18 protein-coding genes are annotated in these 17,733 nt (G+C 47.4%); 6 read left to right on the top strand and 12 right to left on the bottom strand.

Translation table 11 applies throughout. From position 1 onward, the window contains the following. The first annotated feature begins 5 nt into the window (after window positions 1–5). Window positions 6–1,406 carry an amino acid permease gene (locus tag EJP77_RS01560; protein ID WP_127197432.1) on the top strand — a complete coding sequence of 467 codons (1,401 nt, stop codon included), beginning with the start codon at window positions 6–8 and terminating at the stop codon, window positions 1,404–1,406. A gap of 93 nt (window positions 1,407–1,499) precedes the next feature. Here EJP77_RS01560 and EJP77_RS01555 read toward each other — a convergent pair whose 3' ends face one another. The 12 genes from EJP77_RS01555 to EJP77_RS01505 all read right to left on the bottom strand — a co-directional run bounded on the left by EJP77_RS01555 (window position 1,500) and on the right by EJP77_RS01505 (window position 12,080). Next, entirely contained in the window at window positions 1,500–2,648 is a 1,149-nt protein-coding gene (locus tag EJP77_RS01555) for an NAD(P)/FAD-dependent oxidoreductase (RefSeq protein WP_127197431.1), read from the bottom strand. Window positions 2,649–2,655: 7 nt separating this feature from the next. Then, window positions 2,656–3,402: a methyltransferase domain-containing protein gene (locus tag EJP77_RS01550; RefSeq protein WP_127197430.1), complete on the bottom strand. Its 747-nt coding sequence runs from the start codon at window positions 3,400–3,402 to the stop codon at window positions 2,656–2,658. After that, on the bottom strand, window positions 3,389–4,546 hold the full coding sequence (locus tag EJP77_RS01545; protein WP_127197429.1) for a type III polyketide synthase: 1,158 nt from the start codon (window positions 4,544–4,546) through the stop codon (window positions 3,389–3,391). The genes EJP77_RS01550 and EJP77_RS01545 overlap by 14 nt, the downstream gene beginning before the upstream one ends. 213 nt (window positions 4,547–4,759) lie before the next feature. Beyond that, window positions 4,760–4,888, bottom strand: a complete 129-nt coding sequence (locus tag EJP77_RS20760) for a DUF6254 family protein (protein ID WP_221885991.1) — start codon at window positions 4,886–4,888, stop codon at window positions 4,760–4,762. Window positions 4,889–4,991: 103 nt separating this feature from the next. Next, complete coding sequence (locus EJP77_RS01540) at window positions 4,992–5,921, bottom strand: hypothetical protein (protein WP_127197428.1); 930 nt, start codon at window positions 5,919–5,921, stop codon at window positions 4,992–4,994. A gap of 252 nt (window positions 5,922–6,173) precedes the next feature. Beyond that, on the bottom strand, window positions 6,174–6,908 hold the full coding sequence (locus tag EJP77_RS01535) for an amino acid ABC transporter ATP-binding protein (RefSeq protein ID WP_127197427.1): 735 nt from the start codon (window positions 6,906–6,908) through the stop codon (window positions 6,174–6,176). After that, complete coding sequence (locus EJP77_RS01530) at window positions 6,901–8,319, bottom strand: amino acid ABC transporter substrate-binding protein/permease (RefSeq protein ID WP_425464224.1); 1,419 nt, start codon at window positions 8,317–8,319, stop codon at window positions 6,901–6,903. Before EJP77_RS01530 ends, EJP77_RS01535 begins: the two co-directional genes overlap by 8 nt. A gap of 185 nt (window positions 8,320–8,504) precedes the next feature. Further along, on the bottom strand, window positions 8,505–9,701 hold the full coding sequence (locus tag EJP77_RS01525) for an MFS transporter (RefSeq protein ID WP_127197425.1): 1,197 nt from the start codon (window positions 9,699–9,701) through the stop codon (window positions 8,505–8,507). Window positions 9,702–9,726: 25 nt separating this feature from the next. Then, the gene (locus tag EJP77_RS01520; protein WP_246021611.1) at window positions 9,727–10,755 is read right to left on the bottom strand and encodes an ROK family transcriptional regulator; all 1,029 of its coding nucleotides are present in this window, start codon (window positions 10,753–10,755) and stop codon (window positions 9,727–9,729) included. Window positions 10,756–10,919: 164 nt separating this feature from the next. Continuing rightward, window positions 10,920–11,351: a VOC family protein gene (locus EJP77_RS01515; protein ID WP_127197424.1), complete on the bottom strand. Its 432-nt coding sequence runs from the start codon at window positions 11,349–11,351 to the stop codon at window positions 10,920–10,922. Between the two features lie 107 nt (window positions 11,352–11,458). Further along, complete coding sequence (locus tag EJP77_RS01510) at window positions 11,459–11,800, bottom strand: cupin domain-containing protein (RefSeq protein ID WP_127197423.1); 342 nt, start codon at window positions 11,798–11,800, stop codon at window positions 11,459–11,461. Between the two features lie 28 nt (window positions 11,801–11,828). Continuing rightward, window positions 11,829–12,080, bottom strand: coding sequence for a DUF2249 domain-containing protein (locus EJP77_RS01505; RefSeq protein ID WP_127197422.1), 252 nt, complete (start codon window positions 12,078–12,080; stop codon window positions 11,829–11,831). Window positions 12,081–12,383: 303 nt separating this feature from the next. Between EJP77_RS01505 and EJP77_RS01500 the strand changes: the two genes are divergently transcribed. The 5 genes from EJP77_RS01500 to EJP77_RS01480 all read left to right on the top strand — a co-directional run bounded on the left by EJP77_RS01500 (window position 12,384) and on the right by EJP77_RS01480 (window position 17,722). After that, window positions 12,384–13,085, top strand: a complete 702-nt coding sequence (locus EJP77_RS01500; RefSeq protein ID WP_127197421.1) for a Crp/Fnr family transcriptional regulator — start codon at window positions 12,384–12,386, stop codon at window positions 13,083–13,085. 235 nt (window positions 13,086–13,320) lie between these two features. After that, window positions 13,321–14,529 (top strand): MFS transporter, encoded by a 1,209-nt coding sequence (locus EJP77_RS01495; RefSeq protein WP_127197420.1) that lies wholly within the window; start codon window positions 13,321–13,323, stop codon window positions 14,527–14,529. A gap of 107 nt (window positions 14,530–14,636) precedes the next feature. After that, window positions 14,637–15,875, top strand: coding sequence for an aspartate aminotransferase family protein (locus EJP77_RS01490; protein ID WP_127197419.1), 1,239 nt, complete (start codon window positions 14,637–14,639; stop codon window positions 15,873–15,875). 19 nt (window positions 15,876–15,894) lie between these two features. Next, entirely contained in the window at window positions 15,895–16,932 is a 1,038-nt protein-coding gene (locus tag EJP77_RS01485) for a zinc-dependent alcohol dehydrogenase (RefSeq protein ID WP_127198253.1), read from the top strand. A gap of 37 nt (window positions 16,933–16,969) precedes the next feature. Beyond that, window positions 16,970–17,722: an HAD family hydrolase gene (locus tag EJP77_RS01480; RefSeq protein WP_127197418.1), complete on the top strand. Its 753-nt coding sequence runs from the start codon at window positions 16,970–16,972 to the stop codon at window positions 17,720–17,722. Window positions 17,723–17,733: the final 11 nt, after the last annotated feature.

The raw sequence follows: 17,733 nt of genomic DNA, 5'->3' as shown, positions 1-17,733 counted from the left end.
TCAACATGACAAGACATAAATTAGGCTTCTGGATCCTCACCGCCCTTGTGGTGGGTAACATGGTCGGGTCGGGAATCTTCATGCTTCCCCGCTCCCTATCCGAAGCTGCAAGTCCGGCCGGTGTCGTTCTGGCCTGGGCTGCTACAGGACTTGGTGTACTAACTCTGGCGCTGGTATTCGGCAGTCTGGCGATTCGCAAGCCTGAATTAAGCGGGGGTCCACAAATTTATGCAAAAGAGCTGTTCCGGGAAGGTTCGCATGGTTCCTTGTTGGCCGGTTTTATGTCTACCTGGGGATACTGGGTCGGCAATATCGCCGGCTTTGTGGCAGTAATTACGACCTTTGCCAGCTACCTGTCCACCTTCTTCCCTGTTCTCACCAGCGATAAAGTGTGGCTGGAACTCGGCAGCTTTACACTGAAAGCCGGCAACACCTTAACCTTCCTTGTCTGCTCGGTGCTGCTGTGGGGAACGAACGCCATCTGCCTTAGGGGGATGAACAGTGCCGGACGTTTGAATTTCATCGCAACGGCAACCAAAGTTATTGGCTTTGCACTCTTTATCGTAATTGCCCTGTTCGCTTTCCAGCAAAGCAATATTGGGCCGTTACTGGCACCGCGGACGAACGAGAGCGGGGAGACGATTGGCCTGCTCTCTCAAGTTAACTCTGCTGCTATTGCGACCCTGTGGGCCTTCATCGGCGTAGAGTCTGCTATGGTCTTTGCCGCCCGGGCACGCCGCAAGCAGGATATCCGCCGTGCAACGATCGCAGGGCTTGTCATTTCCCTCGTGCTGTATGTCGGTATCAGTATTCTAACCATGGGCCTGCTGACGCAGGAACAGCTGATTGCTTCCCAGAATCCGCTTGTAGACGGGATATCAACCGTGCTCGGACCTATCGGCGGCAAGCTGCTGGCAGGACTTGGACTTATAAGTCTGCTTGGCTCCACCATCGGCTGGGTGCTGCTGAGTGCAGAAGTTCCGTTTCAAGCAGCCAAGCTGGGAGTCTTCCTCCCTTCTTTCGCCAAAGAGAACGGAAAGGGCATGCCCAAGGTATCACTTTGGATCTCGAATCTGCTGGGTCAGATTCTGCTGCTGTCTACCATCTCGGGTTCCATTTCAGCGGCTTTTGATTTCATTATTCAAATTGCCACACTCGCCTATCTGGTACCTTATCTGATTGCATCCCTGTACCACCTTAAGCTGACCCTGACGGGTGAAACCTATTCCCTGAACAAGGAGCGGGTAACCGAGGGGATCATTGCAGCCTTGGCTGCCATCTACTCTTTGTGGGTTATTGTCGCGGGTACGGCAGACCTCAAGACTTTTGTGCTTGGACTTGCCTTGATTGTCAGCGGCATCTTATTCTATCCGCTGCTGCTTAAGCATCGTAGAATGAATAAGTAACAACTTCACATTAATAAATCCCTCCTCTCTGGATCTGCTCCAGAAAGGGGGGATTTTTAATATATACAAGCTGCGATTATTACCAAGTATCCGTTATCGAATCAGCCCAGTCTCCGATAATCGTGTCGATTTGACCAGATAGGATGCCAGACCTGGGAGAAGCCGGGCTATACCCGGATAGAGGCGGTTGGTTTTGGCAAAGGCAAGCTTGTGCATCGTTCTCGCTCTCCTTAACAGCTGAGAGAATTCACGATTCGCTTCCTCTGTGTATTGGTTCTTCCACTCGGAGAAGCTTAAGTTGCCTCTTAAGAACTGATCAGTTGAGCGGGCGCATAACCAGGCGGAGCGCAGCGCAATGGACATCCCATCCCCGCAAAGCGGCGGAATCATGAGCATAGCATCGCCTACATGCGGAAACTGCGACCAGGGCTCGGGAACATCCGACAAGTGGAGTGGTGCCACAGAGACCTGGGTACCTGCAACAGGTGTCCCTTTTGACAGGCGGTCCGCTAATTTAGAATTGGTGCGCGAGGCTCCTTCCAGAATCTCTGGTACAGACTTGCCAAGTCGCTGAACAACGTCCAATGATAGCAGTGCGGCAGCATTGACGATTCCATTCTCAATTGGCGAAAGTCCGACATATCCACCTTCACAGAAATAAAGCTCCACCTGCGACGGGATATGAAGCCCGCTGAAGTGAGATTTAACTCCAACATACGCGGTCTTATCTCGCTGGATTTCGGATCGTGGTGCACCAGTAGGCCTCTTGGTTCCATAAGCGGCAATGACCGCCTTGGCGAGATACCGTACCTGATCCTTTCCTTGTCTAGTGCAGACTTCATATAACCCGGATTCCATTTGTTCAATACCGGTGACCCTGGTCTTCGTACTAATCTCGGTTCCAGCTTCTGATGCTTGTTGATGAAGAAGTCGATCCAGCTCATAACGGCTGATACCAACGGCCCTTCCGGGTAGGGGGGCTTCAATCTCTCCTCCGTGAGAAAAAATAAGCTTGGCCCTATCCATTGTGCCGGTTGCAAACCCATGTGTCTCTGGATTCACGCCTAAATAGTCGAGCATCTCCTTCGTCTCCGGGGACATGAATTCACCGCACGTTTTGTGCCGGGGGAAATGCTGCCGATCGAGCAGCACGGTCTTGTGGCCCAGCCTGGCAAGCTGGATTGCACAGCTGCTGCCGGCAATTCCCGCGCCTATGATAATCACATCCGCTTGCTTCAGCATTCTGAGTTCACCTGCCTTTTCGATCACTAGAGCTCTGATTGGCAATTCTGGGGATCACCACGGAGTAACGAAACAACGGCCGCCAGGAGTAGGTCATCGAGCTCATCTTAAGCTTAGCCTTAAGTTCTCGCCAATCCCTGCCTTTAAACCCCTTGGCGACGGACAGGGGTCCGTCATGACGGATATACCGGTTGCGTGAAATCAGTCGTGTCATCAGCCATACTGCCGTATAGGATACAGCGTGCCTATGAATATCGTTGATGACTATGCCGTATCTGGACGCTTGGAGCATATGTGCGACCATATCAACCAGCTCTTCCCCATCAAAATGATGAATGAACTGGGAGCCAGTCACGATATCGGCAGCTCTCTCATCCAAGTCTTTGACGTTTCCCTGTATGACTTTCACTCTCGGCTCTTCTCGGAACAAACGCCTAGCTTCCTCACAGGCCTCCACGGTCATATCGACAAGCGTGATTTGAAGTGAAATTCCTTTTCGGTCTGCCCATTTTAGGAGCTTTGTGTTAATGTCACCCGAACCGGCTCCCACATCAAGGATGCTAAGCTTGGGGGGTCTTCCATTTGCCTGCCAAAGCTTATCTACGCCATGGAGTGTTGGCGCTGCCGCAGGAAAAATCCGATTCAACCTTCTCAAATGCTGCAGAGCTTCGCTAAGTTCTTCTCCACCCATGGAGAAGTCATCCATAAGCTCATCTTCCTTGGCCCGGATCGTCAGGGTCCTAAAGAAGGGCATGATTCTGCTCCTTATTGGCAGCTGCATAAGCCGGTATATAAGTAAACCGCATGAGCTCAGCGGTAAGTCCAGGTCCGAAAGCCATGGCTACTCCATCCGCTTCTTCCCTGCCCTCAGATTTCATCTCCTGACGCATAGCATTCAGTACGAACATAATCGTCACTGAAGACAGATTGCCCACATTTCGCAGCACATCCCTGCTGAATTTGGTATGCTCCTCCGTAAGATTCATGACCTCCTGAACCGAATCCACGATACCACGGCCACCCGGATGAATAGCCCAAAGCTCTGGAAGCTTGTCTCCTCCAAGAAGAAGAGCGAGTTCAGACTTCAGGTGTGTACCCAGCAGCTTGGGGATTCGCGGTGACAGATACAGATCATAACCCGTATTCCCCACCTCCCACGTCATATCCTCAGTGGAATCAGGTAGCAGTACGGAATAACCTCTACCGAGGTTCATATTGTTCGAATGGTGTTCCTTCGGACTTCCAATTACACAGGAGGCAGCACCGTCCCCGAAGAACGAAGCAGCGAACAAAGCTTCTCTTTCCTTGGCAGGTTGAAAATGCAGACTGCACAGCTCCACGCAGACTACCAACACTTGTGACCCTGGGGCTCCCAGTACGACATCTCTAGCCATTTGAATCGCCTTTAGACCAGCTGCACATCCCTGGAAAATAAGTGGCAGCCGGTTAACGCGGGGAGATAGTCCGAGCTGACGAATCAGCATGACATCAAGTCCCGGCAGATATTGTCCGGTACAGCTGACCGTAATGAGGTGTGTGATCTGCTCCGGGGACATGGAGGCTTCGTTCATCGCCTGCTTAGCGGCCTGCAGCCCAAGTGGTAAGGCCTCTCTTTTATATGTATCCATTCGTTCCTTAGTGGTGGGGATATTGGAATGGTCTCCTATAGGTAAGTAACGGCAATCTTCCGGAGATCCCAGATAACTGGGTTCGCAGGTATATCTCGTGTCAACCCCGCATGATCTGAATATTCTTCTGGCAAAGCGGGCTAAATCAGGGCTGTCCTGCAGAGAAGATGCAATCAGCTCGGCGATGTCAGCTTGAGCGATAGAATGAGCGGGCAAGGCGGTTCCAATTCCCAAGATCGCAGCTGCGGGATTGCTGGTTATTGACGTCATAGATTACTAACCTCCTGATATAAATGGGGAATTTCTGCTAATTTTCTAAGTTACCACTTCTTACCCTTAATCAATCCCATGCAATCTTGGAACTGGGATAGCTTTCTTAAGATAACCCGTTCATACCAGGTAATATCCATGTTAATCCTCTGCTTATCACAGCAAAGCGGCCGCTGATCAAATGACCAGCAGCCGCTTCGTATTGCTCAAATATTAATGTGTAGTATGTTCCGCATCATACTCGCTGGATAATTCTTTCAGCGATTTGATTTTACCATGGGGATGATTTTGTTGCTTACGTGACTTCCAGGCAGCTTCTTCTCTTCGCTTCTGATCAGCCATTACAGGTATCCTCCTCTGGGTCTGAGCTAAATATACTACACGGTTAGCTTGTTACGGAGGGACACATTTCATTCGTTAATTCCATCAGTCCGATGAGCCTAAGTCACTTTTTGGGATATACGTATACTTTTGCAGACGCTGTAAAATCTCTGTATTTGACGGTAACAGTTGCCTCTCCTGGACCAAATGCTATAAGTTCTCCCGTAATCTTGTTCACCCATGCTACATCAGGATTGTCAGTGAAAGAATATTGTATACGTCCTGGACCAATAACTTCAGTTCTTCCGTTCGGGTGCGTAGCCGTAAGTTGTATGTCCAGTCGTTCTCCTGCCAATAAGCTATATTCTTCCGAATCGAGTTTTAACTTGAGGTTCTGTTTATAAGAAGTTACTTTAGCTATCGCGAGTTTGCCATGATATAACGCCGTTATTGTAGCCTCGCCTGGAATATCGCTAAATATTTCATAAATGTTGTCATGACCATAGAATGAGACTACATGGAAATGATCCGATGTTAACATTACGTCTCCCGTTACATCTTTTACCACACCATCTTTTCCCTTAGCCGTTACTCTGAACTCCACAGGTTCCTCAGGAACCATGCTGTACTCATCTGAATCGAACTTAAGTTCAAGATCCTCGGGAGGTTCTCCTACCACCCGGACTTCTGCTATAGCTGTATCATAAATAGTATTATGATAGTTTCCATATAAGTATGTGGTCCCAGGGTTTATTCCTTCGATTACGCCGTGGTCGTAACTCTTTGCTATACGCTGATTGAAAGTAAAAATTTCTGCAACAGTAGTTACGTCCTCATTCCGATCTTTTCCTTTTAACAAAAGGGATACATTGATCTTTTCTCCCAGCTTCACTTCGTATACATTTTGGGCAAATCCAAGGCTGTGACGGTCCTGGTTAACTTCAGCTTGTGCAGCTTTCAGAGGTTGAAGCCACATCATAGTTGCACCTAGCAGAATTACTAAGGCAGCTATCAACCTTGTCCAAAATACTTTAGCAGCTGGTTGAATGAACATTGAATCACTCCTCTTCTTGGTTTATAGCCTGATTACGCTTCAAGTGTAGAATGAAATAATAGCGAGTTATATAGGCTATTCCTATTAATTCGTACTTGTGTACGGGTGGAGTTAATTGGGTGAAACGTACTATACAGGCACACGAAAAACCCTCCCCTGTCTTCAACGCCAAAGTCCAGCCAAACTAATGACTTTATGCATTGAATTCCGGAAAGGGTTCAATTAGATCTTTGAATTCATATTTGCTGAAAATTATGCTTTGAGCACTTTCTCCAAAAAGCTGATGGTACGCTCATGCTGCGGACTGCCAAATACCTTCTCTGGCGGCCCTTCCTCAACAATATAGCCTCCATCCATGAAGATGACACGATCGGCCACCTCACGCGCGAAGCCCATTTCATGCGTAACAATCACCATGGTCATGCCTTCGCGGGCAAGATCGTTCATCACGCCGAGTACCTCGCCGACCATCTCGGGGTCGAGGGCTGATGTTGGCTCGTCGAACAGCATGATGTCCGGATTCATCGCCAAGGCTCTGGCAATCGCCACACGCTGCTTCTGGCCGCCCGACAACTGGCTCGGATAAGCATCCGCTTTATCCGACAGGCCGACTTGATCGAGCAGCTTCAGTGCTGTAGCGCGAGCCTGCTCTTTGGTCTGCTTGCCCAGCTCAAGCGGGGCGAACATAATATTCCGAAGAACATTGAAATGCGGGAACAGGTTGAAATGCTGGAACACCATCCCGATATTCTCGCGAACCTTGTTAATGTCCGTTTTGGGATTGTTAATATCCGAGTTATCTACAACTACCGTACCGGCAGTAATGTCTTCTAACCGGTTGATGCATCGAAGGAAGGTGCTCTTGCCTGAACCCGATGGCCCGATGACACATACAACCTCTCCCTCCTGCACCTCCATGTCGATTCCTTTCAGAACCTGATTAGCTCCAAAGCTCTTTTTAAGACCTTGTACCTTGATTTTACCCATGACGCACCTTTCCTTCCAGACGGCTCGAGATTTTGGTCAGTACTGTAATGACGACAAGATACATTACCGCAACCGTGAGCCAAATATCAAACGAAGCGAAGGTTCTTGCAATGACAATCTTTCCTGATTGTGTCAGTTCCACCAAGCCAATTACCGAAAGTATAGATGTATCCTTCAGCGTGATTACCAGCTGGTTAATGAACGCAGGGATCATTACACGTATGGCCTGCGGAATAATAATTTTGATCATGGCCTTGCGGTAAGGCAGGCCGAGAGATCTTGCCGCCTCCATTTGACCGCGGTCAATGGACTGGATTCCTCCGCGAATAATTTCTGTCACATAGGCACCAGCATTGAGACTAAGCGTTAGGATTGCAGCCAGGAACAACGGCATCGTGAAACCCAAAGCTTGAGGAATACCGAAATAGATGAAGAATGCAAGTACAATCAGCGGAATTCCCCGGAACAAGTCTACAAATACAGTAGCAATGCCCCGCAGCCATTTATTCCGCCCCACCTTCATAAATCCGAAGATTAATCCCAGAATAAATGCAAAGAATAGCGAGATCAGCGTATACAATAGGGTCTTGCCAAGACCTACAAATAGAGCTGGCAAGGAGCTCTTAACTAGTCCCCAGCGGCTTTGATTCGCAGTACTTACTGCATTTTTACCGAGATACTTATCCAATAACTTTTGGTACTCCCCGTTAGCACGAAGATTAGTCAGACCCGCATTGAATTTTTCAAGAAGCTCCTTGTTCTGGCCCTTACTTACCGCGAAGCCGTAGGAAGCGCCTTTCTCCTTGTCGGTTACCGTCTTCAGTCCATTCTTCTGCTTCACTCCATAAGCCAGCACAGGATAGTCATCAAAACACGCGACGGAGTTCCCGGTCTTCACATCGTCGTACATTTGAGAAGAATCATCAAACGGTACGATCGTAAATCCGTATTTGGACGAGACAGACTCAGCGAAAGTGTAACCCTCTGTACCCGTCTTTACGGCTACCTTCTTCCCTTTCAGATCTTCATAATTGGTGACCTCGTTGTTGTCCTCACGGACGGCCATAATTACACCGGAATCAAAATACGGATCAGAGAAGTCGAACTTCTGCTTACGTTCGTTGGTAATGCTCATGCCCGCAATGACACCATCAACCTGATTGGATTCCAGTGCCTGAACAGCCGCGTTAAAGCCCAGGGATTTGATCTCGAACTTGAAGTTCTGGTCTTTCGCTATGGCTTCCATTAACTCCATGTCAATTCCTACGTACTTGCCATTCACGTCCTGGAACTCAAATGGAGCGAATGTAGTATCTGTACCGATTTGATATACTTTCTCCGAGGCCGGTGCTGCCTCAGTTGCTGCCGTTCCATAAGGAACTCCTGCCAGAGCCAGGAACAGCAAAGACATAAAGATTAAGAATGTGCGCGTTGTTCTCATTGAAGTCCTCCTCTTATTCATCCACATCTTATGAATGTTACCCAATAATCCTTCTTTGTTAAACAGGTAACTTACGGATTAAGTCTGTCCGAAATTATATATCATATAATAAAGCATTTTACTATTTCCAAAATTTTGTGGTGAAATCTAACAAATCATATTCTCCGACTTAGAAAAGCATTCAATTTCTCTGAAAAAAGAAGCATCGCGGCAGCAGATATGAAGATAAAGTAAGGAAATACGCTTATGCTCCATAAGGAAGCGAGCAGCCCCAGAAGCGGAGGCATGAATGTGCTGCCCGTATAGGCTACCGCCATCTGATAACCCATAATCTTCTGTGAATGTTTCGTCCCGAAACGTACAGGAGTTTCATGAAGCATACACGGATATATAGGAGCCAATCCTAGTCCTATTACCATAAAGGCAACCAGAGAAAATACAGTCGGCAAGGGGAGAACTAGAAGAAGAGCTCCGAATAGTGCGGTAAGTTGACCTGCCCTAATGAGATGACGATTGCTAACCTTAAAGGTGATGAAACCTGTAATGAACCTTCCGACGGTAATCCCTCCGTAATAAGAGGACACCCAGCTTGCGGCCTCAGCTGCCGGCAAATTCTTGAGACCCACCAGAAAGCTGCTTCCCCACAAGCCTATTCCAGCTTCAACCCCGCAGTACAGCAGAAAAGTAACCATGGACAGCTTGACTCCTCTGATCTGAATCGGTTTCGTAGAATTGCCAAGTATATCTTCTTTTTCATCATGTCCATCACCAGCAGCTTCCAAGGTTGAGACATTGCTCTGGCGGGCAACACGATCCCATAAAGGAAGTGAGAGGAATAGAATGATAACCAACACCCCTTGTATTCCCGCTACGGTAAGGTAACCCTGTCTCCATAAATTCTGTCCAGTGATGAACTGCGCCATAATCACAGGGCCCAGTGTAGCTCCTACTCCCCAGAAACAATGCAGCCAGCTCATATGATGCGCTTTGTAGTGCGCCGCAACGTAATTATTGAGGCCTGCATCTACAGCGCCCGCTCCCAGTCCAAGTGGAATGGCACACAAGATTAACCAGATCAGCGAGGGCGAGAAAGCAAAGCCCGTTAAGGCTCCAGCTGTCATGATACAACTTACAAGCGTCACTTTCCCTGTACCAAATCGTTCTAGTACCGACCCGCTAATTAGGCTGGATACAATCGTCCCTGCCGCTACGATCATAAATAACAGACCCGCCGTCTCAAGCGGGGCGTTGAAATCTACCTGCATGACAGGCCATGCCGAACCCAGCAAGGAATCCGGAAGTCCTAGACTAATGAAGGCCAAATAGATGATGATCAGAAAAAAAGTAGCCAATAAATTACACCTCTGTCTGTAGTAATTAATTATGCGATTCCGAAATCATGATCCCAATTCCCAAGGTCTGAAGTCCCACTAAATAATCCTGTGTCCAGTCACTTGCTGTCAGCTCCGGGAGATTCTCCTTCGGAATATAGGTTTTGCTTTGTTCAGCAATCTGAATTAGGAGGGCCCGGTTAACCTCATCCTTAGTGAATATAATCGTGTGGGGATTGACAATGGCTGTAAACGCTGCGATTAAGCGGCTGATTGCGTCTACCCTCTTACTTTGCGCATGAGGTTGGTGCTGATCTCCTTCCGCACTCAAGGCCTGTTGAAAGTTACAATGATCATACAAGGGTATGAAGGAGACCTCCCCCGCAAAAAATGAACTTCCCCGAACCAGTTCCCCATTAATCATAATGCCAGATCCCGGGCCGTTCTGACCAAAATACAAATAGATTAATGAGGGTCGATCTTGTCTCCGCCTGTTATATTGATATCCGAGTACCGCAGCATTCATATCATTCTCCACAACAACCGAAACGGGCAGCCTCTCTTCCAAATAGCTCTTGATATCTAAATTCTGAAACTGCTCGTAGTCCGGGATATAGAGAATGCGGCCATGATGAACAACACCAGGAACTCCAATAGCGACAGACCGGATCTTCGGGTTCCTTGAGATGATATGCTCAATCTGCTGCACAAGATCTTGCAGTTCTCCTGTCAGTACGCTGGAAGTCTGTCCCTGCTCCAGTATCTCTCCCTTGCAGTTAAAGATCGTATAGTGTGACTCCTTCCTCTCCAGAAGGATCGCAAGACCAAGCATATATTCAGGATTGTATGTATACCGCTTCGCTCTTCTCCCGCCGTTTGATTCATCCATCCCGGTAAGAATAATTTCTCCACTCTTCTCCATCTGTGAAATGAACTTGCTAATAGTCGGGAAGCTGACTCCCAACTTCTCCATCAATTCAGCCTTTGTTGCACTTTGGACCTCAATAAGCCGTGAGCGAATGTCCCGCAGGATGGCCTTCTGAATCTCTTTCGGATGCGTAGTTAGATCACTCAATTTCTCACCACCTTTAGCCGCATGATTCACTTAATTAACACGTTTAATAAGTTAATCTGATGATAACAGAGACTGTTTTTGTAGGCAAGCTTCCCCTTTGGTCTATATTTATCATATTAAAAAGAAAATAAAAAAAGCTGCCTGGGCAGCTTTGTTCTGTAAAGTTATTTGTAATTGTCTCCTAAGGTGGATATCTGCCAGGTTACACCGAATTTGTCGGTTAATTGTCCATACAGCGGACTCCAGAATGTCTCCTGTAGCTGCATAATAACCTGTCCGTCTTCCTGAAGCTTGGCGAAGATCTCTTCAGCCTTCTTGGCTTCGTTAACGGTTAGTGCAATCGTGACTTGTGAACCAATCTGGTAAGGTTGTCCCGGGAAGTTATCGGAAAGCATCAGATCCGTATTGCCCACCTTGAGATGTGCATTCAGCACAAGGTTCTTGGCTTCCGGAGGTGTAGGATGCTCGGGATTATCCGGCATATCTCCAAAGGTTTGTACGGCCAGTACTTCAGCCTCTAGAGCAGACTCGTAAAACTTCACAGCTTCTTGTCCATTTCCATTCGTTACAAGATAAGGATACATTCCTACGATCATACCGCACCTCGTTTGGATTATTAGAAATGCCGAACAGACATTCCTATGCCAGTTTACTGTATTTTCCAAAGAGGCGCAAGCATCCTTCTATCTAAATTTCCTGCTTATTATACTTCCTGAGTATACCGCTCATCTGGGATTTTGGTCAGAACCACATATAGGCTTGAAGGCTCGCTTCCCGTATTGGTATATGCGAATAACTCCCCGCCTTCAACACGTACAACCTCTGATTTGGATACCTTAACAACGGCTTCGTCAACCGTCATCTCCCCGCTTCCCTCGGTGACCAGAATATACACATCGGCCCCGGGATGCTTGTGGGCAGGCAGTGCTTGACCTGGCATGAAGTGCAGCATGAATACCACATTATCTCCTTGCTTAAACAGGATTTTCTTCGTGAATGATTCGCTGCGGTATTCCGTATATTCAGCTAAAGTTTTCTTTTCCATTTCTAATTCCTCCTAAAATTTGGGTTGTCTATTTATCCATTATTACACACATCATCCGGAAATGATCGGGACCAAGCTGATGAGTTACAGCTGGATAACCAATTCCCTCCAGCGCAGCAGCCAGCGGCTGTGCTGCATGCGGCAGATGCAGCTCCAGAATTGTACCTTTCTCTGCCTTTTTGGCAAATTCCATAACTTCCGATTTAGGGTGTTCGCCCTTAAGAATATTCTTCCTCAGATCGATAACCGCGATCTGCCCATTATAATTAATATCAAGCATAGGGTAACCTCCTCTAAGTATTATTTAATCCGAATTTCAATGGTGCGAAATAGCTCAAGTGGAACTTGACTGCCGAGCTGTTCTCTCTGGATCGAACCCATATCTTGAAATGTGAAGGTATCCATATTCCCTCTCTCCCTGCTGCTCATCTGTTCTCTACAAGACTTATCTTGCCATGTTCCGTAGAGATGTACCTTGATCCAGATCAAGTTTTCTAGAATTCGTGTGACGTCCCTCACCCTGAATCATTTGATTTAAGAGTACGCTGGATACACCACTACCAGAATTGCAAGGAGGTGCTTGATGATGTGTCAAGCCGCTGTATGCTGTGAGAATTCCGAATCGTGCATTCATCATGTCCCCGTTTTTGAGAAGCTCAGTCCGGATCAAAAAGAACTCTTAACTTCAATCGCCAAGTCTGCTCCTTTCACAAAAGGAAGCTATGTGTTCCATGAGGGAGAACAGTCGGAATCACTGTACGTACTAAGCCATGGACTCGTGAAGCTCACCAAAATTGCGGATAATGGAAGAGAACATATTCTGCGATTTCTCTTCCCCGGTGATTTCTTTGGCCAATTCGCACTACTGCAGGACAAACAACATTATGCCTCAGCAGAGGTGCTCGAACCTTCGGTCATATGCCGCTTGCACAAAGATGATTTCAGGCCCCTACTCGAGAGCCATCCGCAGCTCAGTTACAGCTTCTTGCTAGCGATGAGTGATCAGCTCCAGCAGGCGGATGAGTGGGCCGGAGCCATGCATGTCATGGATGTGGAGCAGCGGCTTGCCATGATGATCGTGCACTATTGGAGAAAACAAAGTGCAGACGGTTACCGTGTAATTCTTCCCGCGGCCAAGAAAGAACTTTCCTCAATGATCGGCACCACTCCTGAGACATTAAGCCGAAAGCTGACCCAGTGGGTAAATGATGGCATCATTCATATGAAGCTTCGTACTCTAGATATTCTTGCTCCTGACCGTCTTATAGAGCTTTCGACTCAATAATAAGATGACTTTGGATATATAAAAGTCTTAATAGATTATCCTTACAAGCTGCTGTCTCTTGATGACCGCAGCTTATTTGTCGTGCATTTAGGTCTTAATATTGATTTACATATTTTACTAGAATATGGAACTATTTTTACAATTAAATATATACTTTTCGGAAAAATTGGTATAAATTGTTATCAACGAATCTTCACAACGTATTCGTTTACGTCATCTTAAGGAGGACCATTCCGTGAAAAGGATCTTTGCGCTTAGCTGTGGATTTTACTTATTAATTGGGATTACTAGTGTATTCATGGGTTCTCTGCTGCCAGAGTTATTATCGCATTATGAACGGGGCTACAGCGATGGCGGAACCTTGCTATTCCTGCAGTTTCTCGGTTTTCTAGCAGGAGTGATTGCCTCCCCGATAATGTCAACCTACATCGGTAGGAGGAGCATGCTTCTCATTGCACTCTGCTGTATTACTGCCGCCTGTCTGGTGATGGGATTCCTGCCTTCCTGGATGTGGATCATTCTGATGGTCCTGTTCGTAGGGTTCGGTTCAGGTATTATCGAGTCCTCCATAGGAGCATTCACGATTGAATATGCTGAAGAAGGCAAGGCCGTAGCCATGGCCAAACTGGATGTATTTTTTGGAGTAGGCGCTCTGCTTATCCCTGCTGTAGTGAGCTTGTGCATTACGCTCAAGGTCTGGCCGTACACTTTCTTCACTATTTCCGGAATAACTTTGATTCTGGTTCTGCTCTGGATGACGATGCCTGCAGCCAGTTCTAGCAAGCTTCATACTAGTGACAAGACGGACTCAAGTTCACCAGTTACCAAGACTCGCTATACTGCCAGACAAGTGAAGCTGCTAGCTATTTTCATCGTTTTCTTCTTCGTATATATGGGATTGGAGCTAGGGTTCATGAACTTCCTGCCATCCATATTAATCGAGACGATACATATTCCTAAGTCTCTTGCCTCTTTAAGCGTAACTTTCTTATGGATTGCGATGGTAATCGGTCGTTTATTCGTAGGCAGAGTTGCCGAATCCGTTAAATATCTCCCTTTTTTATTCTGGAGCACACTTGGCTCACTCTTTTTTATAATTGCGATGGCTTTGAACTCAAGCGAATGGGCTACCTATCTGTTGATTTTTGGAATAGGCGTGTTCATGTCCGGGCTGTTCGCTATCGCTTTGGTCTATGCGAACTCATTGATTCCCGGCATGACCGAGAGTACAACTAGTATACTCATCGCTTCAGGCGGCATTGGAGGCGCGATACTGCAGTATGTGATCGGATGGAGTATGACGGAATGGCCGGTCAGCTATACCGTTTGGATTTTGGCAGGCTTTACCGTGATCCTGCTTGTAACTATCGGACTCTCTCACCAATGGAACATAGGTAATAAGCGTGTGAGCAAGCAGATCATTCAGCCAACCAACGAAATGTAATTGGTCTGTTGTTGTTGTTGATTCATTTGAGGAGGTGAGGCCGAAGAAACTATCCGTACCAGGAGCTAGCTTGGCAGATTGATCAATCTATATTTGGAGGGATGATTATGCAAACGTTAACTAAAGACCGATTTAGATATGGCAAGGGAATCCGGTTGATCGACGATTCAGGTGTTGAATATTTAGATGGAGTATCAGGGACGTTCAATCTTTCGTTAGGGTATAATCACCCCCATGTAGTCGAGAAGGTTCAGGAACAGGTTGGGAATCTTTCGCATATGTCATCTACCTTCACGGAGCCCTATGTGGATGAGGTTCTGGCCCACTTGGTAGAATATGCACCGAATGGCATTGATGCAGGCTGGATGAGAGATATTACAGGTTCAACGGCTAACGAGTGTGCAACGAAAATTGCGCAAAAATATACCGGTGCAAACGATATCATAAGCCTGTTTCTCTCCCATCACGGTCAGACCCAGTTCGCAACTGGAATCTCAGGAAATGCCTTCCGCCGTAGAAAATTCCCGAATTCAGCGGTTCCCAATTCGCTGCACGTTCCTGCTCCCTACTGCTATCGATGCCCTTTTAATTCTTCACAACCCAATTGCGGGTTTCAATGTATAGAAGCCATATCCGATCAAATTGAATATGCAAGCTCCGGCTCCATCGCCTGCATGATTATAGAACCTATTCTCGGGAACGGAGGCAACATTATTCCTCCCGAAGGATATTTCCAGCGTCTTCGCAAGCTCTGCGATGAACATAACATGATCCTCATTGCCGATGAGGTTCAGACAGGGATTGGCCGGACAGGCTATATGTTCGCCAGTGAACTGTTCGATATCAAGCCGGATATCATCACTTTGGCCAAAGGTCTTGGCGGCATTGGTGTTCCTGTGGCTGCGGTAATCATGCAATCTCGTCTCGATGTGCTGGAGAAGCACGAGCACTCCTTCACCTCGGGCAGCAACCTCATCTCAGTAACAGCTGCCAAATCCACTCTTGAAGTGGTATCCGAGCCAGGATTCCTGGACGAAGTCAAATTGAAGGGCGAAATATTAGGAGACCTGCTGGGTGAACTTGATATGAAATATGCAAGTATCGGCGAAGCCCGCGGCGTTGGACTGATGTGGGGTCTTGAAATTGTGGACCAGGATGGAGCCCCCGATGTAGCCAAAGCTAATGCGATTATCGAACGGGCATTCTCGGATCAACATCTTATTCTAAGAGGATCCCGGTATGGGTTCGGAAATGTTGTGAAAGTAAGGCCATCCCTTACAGTTACCGAAGATGAAATCGCTCAAATTGTAGACAAACTGGATGCGGTGCTAAAAAGCGTAGGCTAATTAACAAGGAGGTATAATGATGCTTGCATTAATCTATAAATCGGCGTGGGACGTCGCTCTTGAGGAGAGACCCGTTCCCGAGATTACGAGAGATAATCAGGTTCTGGTACGCATCCATGCTACAGGAGTATGCGGCACGGATCTGGGTATTGTTAGCGGAAGATACCACGCTTCCTCTTCCATTATTCTTGGCCATGAATCTGCAGGTGTAGTGGTCAAGACGGGGAGTGCGGTGGATACGCTTATGCCTGGCGACCGGGTCGTCATCGATCCTACCTACTATTGCGGCCAATGCGAGATGTGCAGAACCGGGCGGCAGAATCACTGCCTTCATAAGGCAGTAACTGAGACCGGCGTCAGTGCAGACGGAACTTTTACCGATTATTATATTACGGAAGACCGGTTTCTATATAAATTAGCCGACCATGTCAGCTATGAAGAAGCTACCTTAACTGAGCCCTTGAGCTGTATCCTTACCGGCATTAATCAAATTAAGCTTCTCCCCAACTTCAGAACCATTGTGCTGGGTGCCGGACCGATAGGCATGCTGTACAGCTATGCACTTGCTTCCAAAGGCGTCACGGGTTCCATTGTGGATATTTCCAAGGACCGTCTGAATATGGCCAGTTCCATAACGCCTGAACGCTGGCAGACGCACGAATCCTTCGAATCAGCCATCGAGTCTATGGCTCCGGGCAGTCATCAGGTTGATCTGATTGTCGACACGACCGGCGCTGTCGGAACCCAGGTGTTGTCGAACCTGGCCCATGGTGGTTATTTAATGCTTGTAGGCCTTAGAGATGGAATTAACAGCTTTAATCCAAAGGAAATTGTCGATCGGAGTCTTAAGATTATAGGTTCCATTGACTCACTTGGCACCTTCTCAACCGCCCACTACATGATTGAAAAGAACATTATTCCTGCCAAAAAAATCATTACACATACGTACCCGCTGGATCAATATATTGAGGCGTTCTCGGCCTTGGGCTGTGATCTGAATGAAAAGACTCTAAATCCCTCTTCCAATGCCATTAAAGTCATCCTGCAATCCAGCTAACGGCCTGTCTAAATTAATTTATGGAGGAGTGATGAAGATGATGTTACCTGATGATCAGACCTGGAAGAAAGATTCGATCGAAGCCGTTATCTTTGACATGGACGGTGTGCTTGTCGATAGTGAGCCTATCTACTTCGATATTGAGCGGGCCTCCTTTGCTCACTTTGGAGCCTATCCGGATGAAGCGGAGCATCATGGTTACGTGGGCGTTACACTCGAGACGATGTGGCAGCGTGTCCTCGATAAGCATCAGCTCGAATTTACGCTGGAACAAGTTCTTACCTATCATAAAGACAACGTTATGACAATCATGCGGAATCACAGTGAGCTTAAGCCCATGCCCCATTTGGAGTCTTGGCTGGATTGGCTTGCCGATAAACAGGTGCCTGTTGCCGTCGCCTCCTCTTCACCCAAAGTGTTAATTGAGCTGATTATGGATAAGACAGGCCTTGGTCGCTATTTCAATGTCAGGGTGTCCGGTGAGGAGGTCGCTAACGGCAAACCGTCGCCGGATATTTTCCTGCATGCAGCCAATCTGCTTGGTGTGAATCCCTCTAAATGCCTCGTCATCGAGGATTCACGCAATGGAGTGAAGGCAGCCAATAGCGCTGGAATGCGCTGCATTGGTTATAATAATCCCGGCTCCGGCAGCCAGAATTTGTCCCTGGCCGATCTGCAGATTTCGGGATATGAACAGCTTTGGGCGCTTAGAAATATGCTGCCGTTCTGCCTGGAGTCAAGTCACCAGAAAGAATCAGGTGATCTTGTCTCCTCACCTTCAAGCCTTTAAGCATGAATAAA

This window comes from Paenibacillus zeisoli, assembly GCF_003994465.1.
Taxonomy (GTDB): domain Bacteria; phylum Bacillota; class Bacilli; order Paenibacillales; family Paenibacillaceae; genus Fontibacillus; species Fontibacillus zeisoli.
The sequence above is the reverse complement of the archived record's forward strand: the minus strand, read 5'-3'. Positions and strand labels throughout refer to the sequence as shown.

What these genes read in the sequence shown, in the direction of transcription:
- EJP77_RS01540 (WP_127197428.1), bottom strand. Translation starts at nt 5,921, where the DNA reads ATGTTCATTCAACCAGCTGCTAAAGTATTTTGGACAAGGTTGATAGCT.
- EJP77_RS01550 (WP_127197430.1), bottom strand. Translation starts at nt 3,402, where the DNA reads ATGCCCTTCTTTAGGACCCTGACGATCCGGGCCAAGGAAGATGAGCTT.
- EJP77_RS01545 (WP_127197429.1), bottom strand. Translation starts at nt 4,546, where the DNA reads ATGACGTCAATAACCAGCAATCCCGCAGCTGCGATCTTGGGAATTGGA.
- EJP77_RS20760 (WP_221885991.1), bottom strand. Translation starts at nt 4,888, where the DNA reads ATGGCTGATCAGAAGCGAAGAGAAGAAGCTGCCTGGAAGTCACGTAAG.
- EJP77_RS01530 (WP_425464224.1), bottom strand. Translation starts at nt 8,319, where the DNA reads ATGTCTTTGCTGTTCCTGGCTCTGGCAGGAGTTCCTTATGGAACGGCA.
- EJP77_RS01535 (WP_127197427.1), bottom strand. Translation starts at nt 6,908, where the DNA reads ATGGGTAAAATCAAGGTACAAGGTCTTAAAAAGAGCTTTGGAGCTAAT.
- EJP77_RS01500 (WP_127197421.1), top strand. Translation starts at nt 12,384, where the DNA reads ATGATGTGTCAAGCCGCTGTATGCTGTGAGAATTCCGAATCGTGCATT.
- EJP77_RS01510 (WP_127197423.1), bottom strand. Translation starts at nt 11,800, where the DNA reads ATGGAAAAGAAAACTTTAGCTGAATATACGGAATACCGCAGCGAATCA.
- EJP77_RS01560 (WP_127197432.1), top strand. Translation starts at nt 6, where the DNA reads ATGACAAGACATAAATTAGGCTTCTGGATCCTCACCGCCCTTGTGGTG.
- EJP77_RS01480 (WP_127197418.1), top strand. Translation starts at nt 16,970, where the DNA reads ATGATGTTACCTGATGATCAGACCTGGAAGAAAGATTCGATCGAAGCC.
- EJP77_RS01485 (WP_127198253.1), top strand. Translation starts at nt 15,895, where the DNA reads ATGCTTGCATTAATCTATAAATCGGCGTGGGACGTCGCTCTTGAGGAG.
- EJP77_RS01505 (WP_127197422.1), bottom strand. Translation starts at nt 12,080, where the DNA reads ATGCTTGATATTAATTATAATGGGCAGATCGCGGTTATCGATCTGAGG.
- EJP77_RS01555 (WP_127197431.1), bottom strand. Translation starts at nt 2,648, where the DNA reads ATGCTGAAGCAAGCGGATGTGATTATCATAGGCGCGGGAATTGCCGGC.
- EJP77_RS01490 (WP_127197419.1), top strand. Translation starts at nt 14,637, where the DNA reads ATGCAAACGTTAACTAAAGACCGATTTAGATATGGCAAGGGAATCCGG.
- EJP77_RS01515 (WP_127197424.1), bottom strand. Translation starts at nt 11,351, where the DNA reads ATGATCGTAGGAATGTATCCTTATCTTGTAACGAATGGAAATGGACAA.